The organism is Thalassolituus pacificus, from assembly GCF_025318105.1.
Classification (GTDB): Bacteria; Pseudomonadota; Gammaproteobacteria; order Pseudomonadales; family Oceanobacteraceae; genus Venatoribacter; species Venatoribacter pacificus.
Genome location: NZ_JAOANI010000029.1, coordinates 125,477 through 140,648, shown reverse-complemented (window position 1 = coordinate 140,648; position 15,172 = coordinate 125,477). Strand labels below are relative to the sequence as shown.

13 protein-coding genes are annotated in these 15,172 nt (G+C 54.2%); 6 read left to right on the top strand and 7 right to left on the bottom strand.

Annotation, left to right across the window (positions count from 1 at the left end; genetic code table 11):
- Positions 1–199 precede the first annotated feature (199 nt).
- The 7 genes from NYR02_RS18355 to dapE all read right to left on the bottom strand — a co-directional run bounded on the left by NYR02_RS18355 (position 200) and on the right by dapE (position 7,963).
- A complete protein-coding gene (locus NYR02_RS18355) occupies positions 200–544 on the bottom strand; it encodes a hypothetical protein (RefSeq protein ID WP_260977821.1) in 345 nt (114 codons plus the stop codon).
- 122 nt (positions 545–666) lie between these two features.
- Complete coding sequence (locus NYR02_RS18350; RefSeq protein WP_260977820.1) at positions 667–3,633, bottom strand: valine--tRNA ligase; 2,967 nt, start codon at positions 3,631–3,633, stop codon at positions 667–669.
- Positions 3,634–3,932: 299 nt separating this feature from the next.
- Positions 3,933–4,706, bottom strand: coding sequence for a hypothetical protein (locus NYR02_RS18345; RefSeq protein WP_260977819.1), 774 nt, complete (start codon positions 4,704–4,706; stop codon positions 3,933–3,935).
- Positions 4,706–5,143, bottom strand: a complete 438-nt coding sequence (locus NYR02_RS18340; protein WP_260977818.1) for a DNA polymerase III subunit chi — start codon at positions 5,141–5,143, stop codon at positions 4,706–4,708. The genes NYR02_RS18345 and NYR02_RS18340 overlap by 1 nt, the downstream gene beginning before the upstream one ends.
- Complete coding sequence (locus tag NYR02_RS18335; RefSeq protein WP_260977817.1) at positions 5,130–5,840, bottom strand: TetR/AcrR family transcriptional regulator; 711 nt, start codon at positions 5,838–5,840, stop codon at positions 5,130–5,132. Before NYR02_RS18335 ends, NYR02_RS18340 begins: the two co-directional genes overlap by 14 nt.
- A gap of 139 nt (positions 5,841–5,979) precedes the next feature.
- Complete coding sequence (locus NYR02_RS18330; protein WP_260977816.1) at positions 5,980–6,825, bottom strand: putative RNA methyltransferase; 846 nt, start codon at positions 6,823–6,825, stop codon at positions 5,980–5,982.
- A 10-nt stretch (positions 6,826–6,835) separates the two neighbouring features.
- Complete coding sequence (gene dapE / locus NYR02_RS18325) at positions 6,836–7,963, bottom strand: succinyl-diaminopimelate desuccinylase (protein WP_260977815.1); 1,128 nt, start codon at positions 7,961–7,963, stop codon at positions 6,836–6,838.
- 218 nt (positions 7,964–8,181) lie between these two features.
- On the opposite strand from dapE, the gene NYR02_RS18320 reads away from it, so the two are divergent.
- From NYR02_RS18320 to NYR02_RS18295, 6 genes are all read left to right on the top strand, one after another.
- The gene (locus NYR02_RS18320; RefSeq protein ID WP_260977814.1) at positions 8,182–8,745 is read left to right on the top strand and encodes a hypoxanthine-guanine phosphoribosyltransferase; all 564 of its coding nucleotides are present in this window, start codon (positions 8,182–8,184) and stop codon (positions 8,743–8,745) included.
- A gap of 121 nt (positions 8,746–8,866) precedes the next feature.
- Positions 8,867–9,355 carry a chemotaxis protein CheX gene (locus tag NYR02_RS18315; protein ID WP_260977813.1) on the top strand — a complete coding sequence of 163 codons (489 nt, stop codon included), beginning with the start codon at positions 8,867–8,869 and terminating at the stop codon, positions 9,353–9,355.
- 277 nt (positions 9,356–9,632) lie between these two features.
- Positions 9,633–10,607: a TetR/AcrR family transcriptional regulator gene (locus NYR02_RS18310; protein ID WP_260977812.1), complete on the top strand. Its 975-nt coding sequence runs from the start codon at positions 9,633–9,635 to the stop codon at positions 10,605–10,607.
- A 25-nt stretch (positions 10,608–10,632) separates the two neighbouring features.
- On the top strand, positions 10,633–13,005 hold the full coding sequence (locus NYR02_RS18305; protein ID WP_260977811.1) for an efflux RND transporter permease subunit: 2,373 nt from the start codon (positions 10,633–10,635) through the stop codon (positions 13,003–13,005).
- Entirely contained in the window at positions 13,002–13,823 is an 822-nt protein-coding gene (locus tag NYR02_RS18300) for an outer membrane lipoprotein-sorting protein (RefSeq protein WP_260977810.1), read from the top strand. Before NYR02_RS18305 ends, NYR02_RS18300 begins: the two co-directional genes overlap by 4 nt.
- 18 nt (positions 13,824–13,841) lie before the next feature.
- Entirely contained in the window at positions 13,842–15,134 is a 1,293-nt protein-coding gene (locus tag NYR02_RS18295) for a hypothetical protein (RefSeq protein ID WP_260977809.1), read from the top strand.
- The last annotated feature ends 38 nt before the right edge of the window (positions 15,135–15,172 follow it).

Here is a 15,172-nt window from a genome sequence, read left to right as displayed (position 1 = left end):
ACGGTGCGGTTCCTCATTGTAAAGACAAAGTATGGGTGGCCGATGTGACTTATCTGAAAGTTAAAAAGCAGTGGCACTATCTGTGATCTTCCCCCGCTTTAACGGACACCAAAGTCAAACTGACGAGGTGTCCAATGCCAAAATATACTCAGCCAAGAAAGACCTGGCAGTATTCAAACGAATTCAAAGTTAAAGCAGTTCAGTTGAGTGATCCTTGCCCGTCGCTTTTCCTGATCTGCTTCTTACATGCCGCACACCGCGGCAGCGCTCCCAGCTTGCGGCGATAGTTTCCGGATGCACAGTCATTTCCTATTTTGCTGTAGTCAAATTTATACGGCAGCTCACGTTCCGGGTTATTGAATGCCGGGTCGGATACGCTGATACCGCATTCTGTGCACTGGCTGGCATATTGTGACAGTGCAATCTGCAGCGCAGTAATCGGAATCAGCAGTAAGAGGGCAGCAAGAGGAATCTGAGGTGTTATCAGTACCCAGATAATCAGGCCGAGGGTGCCTGTTGCTGTCAGGAGGCGAAAGGGAGTCATTACTGTATCCGGCGTGCGCTTAGATTTTTCGATATTACGGTATTTCTGGCAGGCATAAATAAAAAAAACCGCCGACTCTTATCAAGTGGGCGGTTTTTATTGCAGAGCCAGTAAGTCAGCGCTTACAGCGCCTTAATCTTCTCGATCTGCTCTTTGAGCTTAACAATGTCGCGCTCAAAGCCTGCGGCTTTTTCTTTTTCTTTTTCCAGAACCGCAGCCGGTGCTTTTTCGGTAAAGCCCGGGTTAGCGAGTTTGTTGGTAACACGCTCCCGTTCTTTTTCCAGTTTGTCGATGGATTTGCCTAAGCGGGCGACTTCGGCGTCTTTATCGATAAAGCCGGCCATCGGAATCAGCACTTCCATATCGCCAACCAGCTGGGTGACCGACATTGGCTCTTCGTCGCCGTCGTTCAGCCAGGTGAGTTTTTCCAGCTTGGCCAGTTTCATCAGGAAGGTCTGGTTTTCTTCTGCGCGGCGGAAGTCTTCGTCGTCACCGTTTTTAAACAGCAGCTCCAGTTCTTTACCCGGTGCGATGTTCATTTCTGCACGGATATTACGTACCGCGGTGATCACGCCTTTCAGCCATTCCACGTCGGCTTCGGCTGCGGCATCCACAAAGGCATCCTGCGGTTCCGGGTAGGTGGCCAGCATGATGCTTGGTGCGGAGTCTGGGCCGCCTTTGCCTGCCAGATCTTTTACCTGCTGCCAGATCGATTCAGTGATAAACGGAATAATCGGGTGCGCCAGGCGTAGGGTGGCTTCCAGTACGCGCACCAGTGTTCCCAGAGTGCCGCGTTTTACTTCTTCGCTGGCGTTGGTATCCCACAGTACCGGTTTGGATAATTCCAGATACCAGTCGCAGTATTCGTTCCAGATAAATTCGTACAGCGTTTGTGCGGCCATATCGAAACGATACTGGTCCATGTGGCGGCGTACTTCTTTTTCTGCGGTTTGCAGGCGCGAAATAATCCAGCGGTCGGCCAGTGATAACGCACCCGGTTCGCCGTTGGCACCACAAGCGGCTTTCATCGCGTCGGTAATGGCAATGTTGGTGCCATTGGCGGCTGCGGCTTCTACGGCCTCTTCACCGGCGATAGACAGCATGACGTAGCGTGAGGCGTTCCATAATTTATTACAGAAATTACGGTAGCCTTCGAGGCGTTTCATATCCCAGTTAATATCGCGGCCGGTTGAGGCCATGGCCGCGAGGGTAAAGCGCAAAGCATCGGTGCCGTGCGGGGCAATACCTTCCGGGAATTCTTTTTGGGTGCGCTTGCCGATTTTTTCCGCCAGTTGCGGCTGCATCATATTGCCGGTGCGTTTTTCCAGCAGATCATCCAGCGAAATACCGTCGATCATATCCAGCGGGTCAAGAACGTTACCCTTGGATTTCGACATTTTCTGGCCGACTTCGTCACGGATCAAACCGGTAACGTACACGGTTTTAAACGGCACCTGCGGTTTGCCCTGACCGTCTGGAGAGTCGTCTTTGCAGAAGTGCATGGTCATCATGATCATGCGCGCTACCCAGAAGAAAATAATATCGAAACCGGTGACCAGCACGTCGGTCGGATGGAAATCGGCCATGCGCTTAGCCACTTCCGGGTCGTCCAGATTTGGCCAGCCTAGCGTACCGAACGTCCACAGGGCAGAGGAGAACCAGGTGTCGAGTACGTCGTTGTCCTGACGCAGTTCAACGTCGTCGGCCAGATGATTCTGCGCGCGTACTTCGGCTTCGTCGTGGGCAACGTAGACGTTACCTTCCTCGTCGTACCAGGCCGGAATGCGGTGACCCCACCACAGCTGACGGGAAATACACCAGTCCTGAATATCGCGCATCCAGCTGAAGTACATATTTTCGTAAGACTTAGGCACAAACTGAATGTCGCCGTTTTCGACGGCTTCAATCGCTGGCTTGGCCAGGGTTTTGGCATCCACATACCACTGGTCGGTGAGCATTGGCTCAATCACCACGCCACCACGGTCACCGTAAGGTACGGTTAAGTCATGGTCTTTAATTTCCTGCAGCAGACCAGCGGCTTCGAAATCGGCAACAATGGCTTTACGCGCGGCAAAACGCTCCATGCCACGGTATTTTTCCGGGATGCTGGCTTCTACGTCGGTGTTTACGCTGCCGTCGGTATTAAATACCTGCGCGGTTTCGCGCACGTCGGCATTAAAGGTGAAAATATTGATCATCGGCAGGCCGCAGCGCTTGCCCACTTCGTAGTCGTTAAAATCGTGCGCCGGGGTTACTTTTACCGCACCGGTGCCTTTTTCCATGTCGGCGTGCTCGTCGCCTACAATCGGAATACGGCGGCCCACCAATGGCAGAATAATGTCTTTGCCGATTAAATCTTTATAACGCGGATCTTCCGGGTTAACCGCCACACCGGTATCGCCGAGCATGGTTTCCGGACGGGTGGTGGCCACCACGATGTAGTCTTTGCCTTCTGCGGTTTTCAGGCCATCCGCCAGCGGATAGCGCAGGTGCCACATAAAGCCTTTGGATTCTTTATTTTCCACTTCCAGATCAGAAATGGCGGTGTGCAGTTTCGGGTCCCAGTTGACCAGGCGCTTGCCACGGTAAATCAGGCCGTCTTTGTGCAGGCGGATAAACACTTCCTGTACGGCTTTGTAGAAACCGTCATCCATGGTGAAGCGTTCGGTGTCCCAGTCGACCGAGTTACCCAAACGACGCATCTGACCGGTAATGGTACCGCCGGATTGTTCTTTCCATTCCCAGACTTTTTCGAGGAATTTTTCGCGGCCTAATTCGTGACGGTCAGGCTGGCCTTCGGCGGCCAGTTTTCGCTCAACCACCATCTGCGTGGCGATACCGGCGTGGTCGGTACCTACCTGCCACAGGGCTTTTTTACCCTGCATACGCTTGTAGCGGGTGAGGGCATCCTGAATGGTGTGCTGGAAGGCGTGACCCATGTGCAGCGAGCCGGTGACGTTCGGCGGCGGGATCATGATGGAGTAACCTTCGCCGGTCAGTCCGTCCTGATAAGGCTTAAAGTAGCCTTTTTCTTCCCACTCTTGGTACCAGGTTTGTTCAAGGGCGCTGGGCTTGTACGTTTTATCCATGGTTCGCTGCTGCTCGTCTCGTCGTGATTGCAGCCAGCCTCTGCGGGGCAGAGGCTGGCTGGTTTCGGGTTCAAAAAATGGTGCCGATTATAACGGAAAGTGAGGCTTTAGGGCAGTGTTGCGGGCATTGGTACCGATAGCCGGGCTGGACAGCCTGTCGGCGGAGATATGGGGTGAAATTTACCTGTATCGCGGCTGTTTATAGGGCGCTGGTTTGGTCTGCGGATGGTCTTGATGTGGGTTATATGTAGCGGGCGGGCAGCGTATGCCACCTGTGTATTGCAGGTGACATTCGGGGGTCAGTGATTCAGCTTTTCGCGCAGTTTTTCACGCAGTCGTTCGGTCAGTTGCGGCAGCATTTCGGCAACCAGCTGGTCGATCAGGTGTTCTTTTTGCAGTTTGGTCAGCTGTTGCATGTGTTGCTGAACGGCTTGTTCACTGGCGCGCGCCTGCTTCTGCTCCATGACTTTCTGCATGGTGCGGTGGGCTTCCTGGGCGCTGTGCTGAGCGGCTTCGCGCTCCTGGGTCAGGCGATCAAGAATGGCCTGGGGCAGGAACGGGTTGGCAGAGACTCTGGCCGGGGCGGGGGTCAGTTCGGCAGCAGCAAGCAGTGCGTCGGTTGCGGTTGGTTCCGTGTTTGTTGTTGCTGTCGCTACGGGGGCCGCTGAAACCTGTGCCCGCTGAGCGGGCTGGTCGCCGTGCGGACGCTGGATGACAACATCCGGCAGCGGTTGTGCGCGCAGCACCGGGCGGGCGCTGGCGGGCTGTGGTTTGTTGTCTGTTGTCTTATCTTCTGTTTGCTTTGCTTCTGCCGGTTTGGTTTCTGCGCGGCGGTTGTCGGCCGTTGGCTGCAGTGGCACGGCGGCGGCTTTGGCCGTTACGGCTTTTAATACCGGAATGTCATTCTCGCTGAACAGTTCGCTCAGCAAGGGAATGTCATCGACCGGATCTAAGGTCGGAATGTTGCGTCCGTGGTCTACCTGATCGCTGGCGGCGTCATCGAGTACACGTTGCAGATTTTCCAGTTCACGCAGCAGATTGCCGGGTTCGTCCTGGTCGTTACGTTGGTTCATTAACGCAATCTCATGTCGATATTGTTGATCGGGTAGCCCCGGTCTTTGAGGAATTTGTAGTGACTACGAGTGTAGTCCAGCACCTGATCTTCCTGTACCACCACGGCAATAAATCGCTGAAAACGACTGAAAAATGCCGGTAACTGGCTGCTGAGGTTTAACATCACGTCGTGATGATGGCCCGGGTCAGCCTGCCAGCTGATGCTGACCGGGCAATCGGCCGGAGCGTCGCTGGCGTTCAGCAGGGTGTGCGGCACAAAGGCATCGGCGCGAAATTGCCAGAGTTGCTCGTCGAGTTGACGGGCGGTGCGTTCGTCGTCGACCTGAATCAGTACGCGGTTGCCTTTGCTGAAGGCTTTTTCCACCACGCGGCAGGCAAACAGCATCTGCTCGGCGCGGGTCTGGGCGGCGAGGATGTAAAAATCAACCTGGGTCATAAGCGTTCCGGTTTGTACTGAGGCTATCAGAGTTGTCAGCGCTGTTTGGGATGTCAGAGCGGTGTTTATGGTTGGCTTTATAGCCAGCAAACAGCCAGCTCAGGTGTTGCTGCAGCGTGGCTGCAAATTCGAGCTGAAACAGCGTTAATGGCGGTTCGGCAATGGCAGCAGCCACGGTTTTGCTCGGGTGGCAGATATGCCAGCAGCCAATCATCGCTTGTTGAATATGCAGCAGCAATTCCACCCCTTCGGCTACTGAGATATTGAGCCAGCGGCTGATTAATGTGGCAAAGCGCTGTAGCAGTGGCAGCAGGCCAAGCTTAAAGTTGCGCGCTTCGTCTTCGCTCAGGTTGCGTTCCAGTACGGTATGCAGAATGGCGTTCAGGCGGCAGAACAGTGTTTCTTCGGCCAGAGCCTGAGCGCAGACGGCGGCAGCGTCATCAGCGGGGGGCAGTTGCTCGCCATGTTCAATCAGTTGTTCCATCTGCTGATGGTACAACGCCAGAAACAGCGCTTCTTTATTGCGGAAATAGCGGTACAGCGCGGCTTTGGTAATGCCGACCCGTTGGGCGATATCGTGCAGGCTCACCTGTTCGAAGGGGGCTTCGGCAAAATAGCCGGCAGCGGCATCCAGTATCTGCTGGCGGCGCAAGGCTTTCTGTTGCGGGCTTTTTGCCCGTTGGCGGATACAGGTCATGGATACGGGTTTGGGTCGGGGCTGGTCTGTGTGGGCAGGCACAGACCGGACAGCGGCTGCCATGTTGGTAATTGAGGCCAGAATGCTACCTCTGGCGTCGGGGCATGGCAAATGCTGCTGTCAGGCTCTTTGCGCTGCGTCACAGCGATTGCCCGAACTGATGCAAAACCACGTCGATGGTGACCTCCAGTTCGTTCAGTGCTTCTAAGCGTTGCAGGGCTTCGTTGCGCACTTTCCAGCGGTGTGGGGTCATCATCAGCAGATCCATAATCTGCTGATTGTTGGTCAGGCTGACGCGGTATTTCAGGGTCTGCTCACCTTTGCAGTCAAAGCCGTGTTCGGCCATGGCCGGACGCGGATCGAGGGCGGCGAGGTTGACTTCGTCGTAGATGATTTCGCGCAGTTCGACCAGATGGTGAAGGCCGGTATTGAGCAGCACAATCTGCCCTTGTGGGCGCAGTGCGCGGGCAAAACCCTGCGGCATCAGATTGGTAAACAGGCAGGTGATCAGATCCAGACTGTGCGCCGTAAAAGGTAGCTGGCCGCCGGAGGCGACCAGCCAGTCAATCTGTTTACTGCGGCGGGCGGCACGGCGGACGGCGTCTTTGGAAATATCGACGCCGTATAAACAATGCGGCAACTGATGATCATCAAGCACTTCCTGCAAACGCTGGGTGTAATAGCCTTCGCCGCAGCCCACATCGGCAATCTGCATGCCGCCGTCGTGGTTCAGGGCCAGTTCCAGCACCCATTGATTGAGCATGTCGGAGATCGGCCGGTAGACCTGGCTGTCAAGCAGACGCTGGCGGGCGTCGACCATTTCCAGGGTGTCACCCGGCGCTTTCGATTTTTTGTGCTGGGCCAGCAGCAGGTTGAGGTAGCCCTGGCGGGCTTCATCATAGGTATGTCCGGCACTGCAGCACCAGCGCTTATCAGCCGCCAGCAGTTGCAGCCCGCAGACCGGGCAGGCAATAACTTTGTTCACGCGTTGTCTCTCAGGCCAGCAGTAATTCGAGGATGCGTTCGTAGATCACGGTCAGGGTGTCGAGATCTTCGGCGACAATGTGCTCATCCAGTTTATGAATGGTGGCATTGCAGGGGCCGAGTTCCAGCACCTGAGCACCGGTGGGCGCAATAAAACGGCCATCGGAGGTGCCGCCGGCAGTCGACAGTTCGGTGTCGCGGCCGGTGACTTCTTTAATCGCCTGTACGCTGGCTTCGACCAGTGGGCCGCGTGCGGTCAGGAACGGCTCGCCGCTCAGGTTCCAGTCGATGTCGTAGCTGAGGCCGTGTTTATCGAGAATGGCGTGGGTGCGCTCTTTCAGGATGTCGGCGGTCAGTTCGGTGGAGAAGCGGAAGTTGAACACCACTTCCAGTTCGCCGGGAATCACGTTGGTGGCACCGGTACCGGCGTTAATGTTGGAAATCTGGAAGCTGGTAGCCGGGAAGAATTCGTTGCCTTCGTCCCAATGCTCGGCGGCCAGTTCAGCCAGTGCCGGGGCGGCAATGTGTACCGGGTTTTTCGCCAGGTGCGGATAAGCCACATGACCCTGAATGCCGTGCACGTGCAGTACCGCGCCCAATGAACCACGACGGCCGTTTTTCACCACATCACCGACGGCGTTGGTGGAGGATGGCTCGCCGACGATGCACATATCGATCTTCTCGTTACGCGCTTCGAGGGTTTCGACCACTTTAACGGTGCCGTTTTTCGCCGGGCCTTCTTCATCGGACGTGATCAGAAAGGCAATGGAGCCTTTGTGATTGGGGTGTTTACGCACGAAGTTTTCGCAGGCGACCACCATGGCCGCGAGGGAGCCTTTCATATCGGCGGCACCACGGCCGTACAGCAGGCCATCAACGATGGTTGGGGTAAACGGCGGATAGCTCCAGCGACCTTCCGGGCCGGTTGGCACCACATCGGTATGGCCGGCGAAGCACACCAGCGGGCCCTCTGTGCCACGGCGTGACCAGAAGTTTTCTACTTCTTCAAAACGCAGTTCTTCGTTATTGAAACCGGCGGCGGCCAGGCGCTCCATCATCAGGGCCTGACAGCCATCATCATCCGGGGTGACAGAGCGGCGGGCGATTAAATCAAAGGCCAGTTGCAGAGTGGGGGTCATGCTGTTTCCTGATCGGCAAAGGCGGGCCGGAGTGCGCCGGACCGCAGAATTTAAAATGGCGCGCATGATAGCAAAAGCGCGGCTGTTTTGCGCGTTGGCCACGGCCGCCGCCGTCGCTGGCCGAATAAGCCGTTGCGCCGTCCGGCAGCGGTGATACCATAGCCGGCTTTTTACCCGCCGGATTCTCCGGCCGACCAGCACTATTTAAGGTAGATAACATGAGCCAGCCCCTGACTCTTGAAGAACTGAACCAAGTGATGGCAGAAGCTGATCTGCTGAAATCCGAAGCGGACGTAGAAGCCGCGCTGACTCAACTGGCTGCGGATATTTCAGCACGTCTGAGCAGTAGCCTGCCGGTGGTGTACAGCATCATGAACGGTGGTCTGGTGATGGCAGGTCGTCTGCTGACCAAGCTGAACTTCCCGCTGGAGCAGGGCTATATGCATGCTACCCGTTACCGCGGTGAGACCTCCGGCCATACCGACCTGCAATGGCAGGCACCGCCATCGGTACCGATGGAAGGTCGCACCGTGCTGATCCTGGATGACATCTTTGATGAAGGAAACACCCTGGCTGAGGTGGTTAAATCCTGTCAGCAGCAGGGCGCCAAAGAAGTGCTGACCGCTGTGCTGGTGAACAAAGTTCATGACCGCAAAAATACCGATCTTCAGATTGATTTTGTCGGTATGGATGTTGAAGACCGCTACGTCTTTGGCTGTGGCATGGATTACCGTGGCTACTGGCGCAATGCGCCGGGCATTTATGCGGTGAAAGGATTGTAATCCGCCACCGTTCGCTGAACGGTTGGTTATAAAAAGCGCCTTTTGGCGCTTTTTTTGTCTATGGTACTGATGGGTTTATCGGCTGGTTTCACTACACTGTGCTGTAGAGGTGAACCTGAGTATGAATGTTGAGTTTATTAATCCGTTTGTAGAAACAATCAATAACATTCTGGCCACCATGGCCTCCATGAGTTGCGAATACGGTAAGCCCTACCTGAAAGAGGGTAACCGGCCGCTGGGGGTGGTCACCGGTATTATTCCGATGTCAGGCGACAGCGTGAAGGGTTCGCTGGCGATCAGCTTTTCGGCCGGAGCCATCATCAAAATCAGCAGCAGCATGCTGGGTGAAGCCATCGACGAGGTGGATGAAACCTGCCATGACCTGACCGGCGAGCTGACCAATATGCTGTCCGGTGGTGCGCGTAAGCTGCTGTGGGAAAAAGGCTACGATTTTGAAATGGCCAAACCCGGTGTCCTCACCGGCGAGATGGATATTCCCCATGACGCCGCCGGCCCGGTATTGGTGATTCCGTTTGAGACCAGCGCTGGGCCATTTTTTATTGAGGTGGTTCTGTCTTCTCGTTTGCAGCGGGCCGCGTTAAACGCTTGATGATGCGCCATGGCTGCTGGCCAGGGCGCTTCTGGATGCGCGTATTTCATCTGGCTCCCACGCTCTGCGTGGTAGCCTTTGCTGGCACAGTTGCATTCCCACGCAGAGCGTAGGAACGAGAAAAGTGTCAATTGGCTCTGGTAAACCGGCGTTATGCCGGTTTTTTTATGCCTGTCGGGTGGTTTTGATTCTGGCCTGAAATGTCCTTAAACAGTGCTTGTTGTTTATTAGGAAAAGAATAATATGACGGTTCGTCAATTTTCGACGGATCGTCAAAATGAAATGGTTATTGAAATATTCTTTTCCTGAGTGGCTGCACAGCCTGCGGCACCAGATTGAGCAGATACTGCGTCCCGAGCGTATCCAGTCTCTGTGTCAGGCGACAAGCGCTACCGCGCCGCTGATTGCGGATAAGTGTCTGTGGATGGCCAGCGAATCAAACTCCGGGGGCGACAATACGCCGCTGTTCCCGTTATTTTCCGCCAAGCCGGGCAGTGGCAGCAAAACCGATTGCCCTCTGGGCCTGCGTAAAAGCAAAGCCGAAAAAATTGCCGAGCGTGAACAACAGTTTCTGGATATTGCCCACGAACTTTTGAATCGTGATGGCTTTGCCGATTTTTCCATGGATAAACTGGTGCGTGCCAGTGGCTATTCCAAAGGCACCCTGTACAACCATTTTTCCAGTAAAGAAGACTGCTTGTCCGGTCTTTGTCTGCGCGGTATGGCAATGATGGAAGATATGTTCAGCCGTGCCGCAGCCTTTGATGGAACCTTGCGGGAAAAAATACTCGCGATGAATGTTGCTTATCACTTGTATGCCAGCCTGCAGCCAACGTTATCGCTGGCTGTTCTGTCAGCAAAAACCCCCTCATTTACGGAAAAAACATCGGCAGCACGCAGCGAATTAATCGATGCGTGTGATCTTCGTATTACCCGCATCGTCGATGATGTGTACCGCAACGCTATTGAGCAGGGCGACCTTCAGGATCACCCGGAATTAACCGTGGAATTAATGGCATTTATCAGTTGGTCGCAGGCGTTTGGTCTGAATGCGTTGATGACAACGGCCTGCGATATCACTGCGGTCAGCCGTGCGATGGGGACCAATGTTGCGTTAATCAGCTGCAATGTCTTACTTGATGGTATGGGCTTTAAACCGTTGTCTTCAGAGTGGGATTACCAAGCCAGCTGGGAACGGGTTGAGCGTGATGTATTTGCGCCGGAAATGGCGCAGTTAGGTGCTTTGAAATAACTGAAAATAACTACAGGGAAAGCGTATGAAAACACTCTGGTTAAACACCATTATGCGGTATCCGTGGCTGTTGCTGCTGTTACTGCTGGCTCTGGCATTCGGTGCTTCGGTTGGCGGCAAGAATCTGTATTTTCGCGGCGATTATAAAGTCTTCTTTTCGCAGGACTATGCACCGCTGCAGGATTTTGAAGAGATGCAGCGCATCTTCAATAAAAACGACAATATTTCGGTATTGGTCGTGCCGCAGAATGGTGATGTATTTACCAACGAAAATCTGACTTTATTAGCAGAACTGACGAAAGAGGCCTGGCAGACGCCATTTTCCAGTCGGGTGGATTCGGTGGTGAATTTCCAGCACACCTGGTCGGAATATGACGACATGATCGTCGAAGATCTGGTGCAGAATCCGCAGGATTTAACCGCTGCCGATTTACAGCGCATCCGCACTATTGCTTTTAATGAGCCGAATCTGAATGGTGGCCTGGTGGCTGAGGACGGCCGTGCGGCCATCGTCAATATCACGGTGCAGATTCCGGATGCTACTGAAACCAATGATAATACCGCCGAAGTAATTCAGGTGGTGGATTTTGTCAAAAGGCTCACCGACGAGCTGAGCAGCCGTTATCCGCAGGCGGCGTTTTATCATACCGGTGTGATTCCGATGAATTACAGCTTCGCTACCGAGGGTCAGAAAGATATGGAGACTCTGGTGCCGGCGATGCTGGGCCTGATTGTGTTAATGCTGGCGGTCATGCTGCGCAGTGTACTGGCGATGCTGGCCACCGTGGTGGTGCTGGTGCTGACCATCAGTGTGACCATGGGATTGGGCGGCTGGCTTGGATTTTTCTTATCCACCGGTACTATTAACGTCCCCATTGTAGTAATGACGCTGGCGGTGGCCGACTGTGTGCATCTGGTGGCCTCGGCGCAGTTTGCTATGCGTGAAGGGCGCTCGCGCAGTGACGCCATAGGTTTTGCCCTCGACCTGAATTTAATGCCGGTGTTTATTACCAGTGCGACCACGGCGGTCGGTTTCCTGACGCTGGTGCTGTCCGAATCTCCGGTGCTGGCTGATTTTGGCATTCTAAGCGCCATTGGTGTGATGGTGGCGTTTGTGCTTTCTGTCACCTTACTGCCGGTCTTGCTGCTGATTTTGCCAGTGCGGGTAAAGGTGTCGCCTGAGCACCATGGCGGTATGGAAAAATTCGGTGGCTGGGTGGTGCGCCATCAGCGCACGTTGTTGCCGGTGACGGCGCTGTTGATGCTGATATTCGGTTCATTGGTCACGCTGAATGTGGTGAACGATGAGGCTACAAAATATTTTGCCAAGGGCACCGATTTCCGTGACTCGGTAGATACTCAGGAAGAATATTTATCCGGTACTGATACCATCGATTGGGCGTTGTACTCCGGTGAAGCTCAGGGAGTCAATGCGCCGGAATTTATTGCTAAAACAGAAGCGTTTGCCGAGTGGCTGCGTCAACAGCCGGAAGTGGATCATGTGACGACGCTGTCGGATACGTTTAAGCGTCTGAATAAAAATATGCACGGCGATGACGAAAGTTATTACCGTATTCCGCAGGATCGTGAATTGGCGGCGCAGTATTTACTGCTGTACGAAATGTCATTGCCTTACGGACTGGATCTGAATAACCAGCTGAACGTAGATAAGTCTTCGACCCGTCTGACCTCCACCCTGAAAAATCTGGGCAGTAAAGAAATCGTCGAACTTGAAGACCGTGCCCGTGCCTGGTTTGCTGAAAATGCGACCGGTATCCGTCTGGCCGCGGCCAGTCCGAGTCTTATGTTCTCGCATATTGGCGAAACCAATATGGATAGCATGATTGTCAGTATGATTGCGGCATTAATCTTAATTTCTGCACTGCTGGTTGTGGCATTACGTTCAGTGCGTCTGGGCGCCATCAGCCTGATTCCGAACCTTGGACCGGCGCTGGTCGGCTTTGGTATCTGGGGATTGATTTCCGGTGAGATTAATCTGGGGCTGTCGATTGTGGCATCCATGACACTGGGCATTATTGTTGATGATACCGTGCATTTTCTGGCCAAATACAAGCGCGCCCGTGATGACGGTAAAGACGCGGAAGCCGCAGTACGGTATGCCTTCTCCAGTGTTGGCCGGGCATTGCTGATCACCACGGTGGTTCTGGTGGCCGGATTCTCTATGCTGGCGTTCTCCGCGTTCCGTTTGAATTCGGATATGGGGCTGGCCACTGCGCTGATTATCTTTATTGCGCTGCTGGTGGATTTTTTCTTCCTGCCGGCCTTTTTACTGCGCCTCGACAAAAATAATCAGGCACACTGCAACACCCCACACAAACAACAAGAACTAAAAACTGAAACGCATCCTGCATCCACTCTCACAGGAGAAACATTATGAACATTTTTCTGAGCCTTATTACGGCATTGACTCTGGCCACGCCACTGGTGGCGCAGGCCGATACTGCACAACCTGCAGCAGGCAGCACAGGGCAGCAGAATGCTGCAGAAAAAGGTCTGGCCATTGCTAAAGACCGTAAGCAACGTGATCTTGGCTGGGGCAACAGTGAAGCCAGGATGACCATGACACTGCGTAACTCTCAGGGTGAAGAAAGTGTGCGAGAGATACGTCTTAAGTCACTTGAAGTCGTCGATGACGGCGATAAAGGCCTGACCATTTTCGACGAACCACGTGATGTTAAAGGCACCGCCTTTCTGAATTTCTCGCATACCGGTAAGCCGGACGAGCAGTGGTTGTATTTGCCGGCGTTGAAACGGGTTAAGCGTATTGCCTCACGTAATAAATCCGGCCCGTTTATGGGCAGTGAATTTGCCTATGAAGATATGAGTTCGTTTGAGCTGGAAAAATACAGCTTTACCTACCTGCGTGAAGAAACCCTGAACGGTGTGGTCTGTCATGTGGTTGAGCAGATACCTACGGATGAATTCTCCGGTTACACCAAACAGATCGTTTGGCTGGATACCGAACACCTGCGTGCGCAACAGGTTGAATTTTATGACCGTAAAAAAAGCCTGCTGAAAACCCTGAGTTTTTCAGACTATAAACTGTATAAAGATAAATTCTGGCGCGCCGATGTGCTGACCATGGTGAATCATCAGAACGGCAAAAGCACCGTACTGAATACGTCCGAACTGCGGTTTGATACCGGCCTGACGGATGCCGATTTCAACGACGCTACGCTTTCCCGCGTACGCTGAGCCGGAGGCCGAATCCGTATGAAACGGCTGATAACAACCACGTTGCAGTGCAGCGCCCTGATTGCGCTGAGTGTTCATTCCAACAGCAGTGCCAGTGCCGGGTTGATGCCCGACCTGGCTTTACAGGGCGCCTTTGAGGGGCGTCAGTTTTTGCAGGAAGCGCAATTCCCGCAGCAAAAAGACAGTGTGCTGTCGGTCTGGGCTGAGCCTGAACTGGTGTGGGAATGGGGGGAAACCCAGCGCCTGACCTTCAAACCTTTTTACCGTTACGACAGCGCTGACGATGAGCGCAGCCACGGCGATATCCGCGAACTGATGTGGCTGACCTACGGTTACAGCTGGGAAGTCCGCGCGGGTATTGGCAAAGTGTTCTGGGGCGTCACCGAGTCATTGCATCTGGTGGATGTGATTAACCAGACCGATCTGGTAGAAGCGCCGGATGGTGAAGAAAAACTCGGCCAGCCGATGGTGCACGCCACCTGGCTGCATGACGTCGGCACATTGGAGGCCTTTATTCTGCCAGGCTTCCGCGAACGTACGTTTGCCGGAGAAAACGGTCGTTTGCGATCCGCACTGCGGGTCAGTGCTGATGGCGAATATCAGTCAGCGGAAGAAAAAGAACACCTCGACTGGGCGTTGCGCTGGAGCCGCTCGTTTGAGTTGGGTGAATCTCCGCTGGATTTAAGTGCCGCCTGGTTTCAGGGCACCGCCCGTGATCCTTTCCTGACACCGCAGATCACGCTCACCGGCAGTGGTCCGCAGATAACCGGATTAACGCCGTATTATCCTTTGCAGCGTCAGCTCGGAATAACCGCGCAGGCAACCGTGGATGCCTGGCTGTGGAAGCTGGAAGTATTGCGCCGTGATTACGATGAACACATGGTGGATAACCTGAAAGCGCTGGGTGTTGCTGGTGTTCAGGATCACAGCGCGGCGGTCGGTGGTTTTGAATACACCCTGGTCGGCCCTTTTGCTGAGCGCTGGGACAGTGCGCTGGATGTCGGACTGTTGCTGGAATATCAGTACGATCAGCGCGGTAACGATGCGGCCATGGCTCAGAACGATGTGTTTGCTGCAACCCGTCTGGCCTTTAACGATGCCGACTCCAGTGAAATTCTGGCCGGTATTACTCAGGATCTGGATTACAGCGGCAGCCGTGGGATTATGCTCGAGGCCAGTACGCGCCTGACCGATTTCACGACACTGAAAGTCAATGGCTGGATATTTATGGCCGATGATAACGACGATGCGCTGGCTTATAGCCTGCGTCAGGATGATTATATTGAACTTAGCCTGAATATTTTTTACTGAGTCCGTACGAATGTGCCGGCGGGGCGGGTAAAGATGGG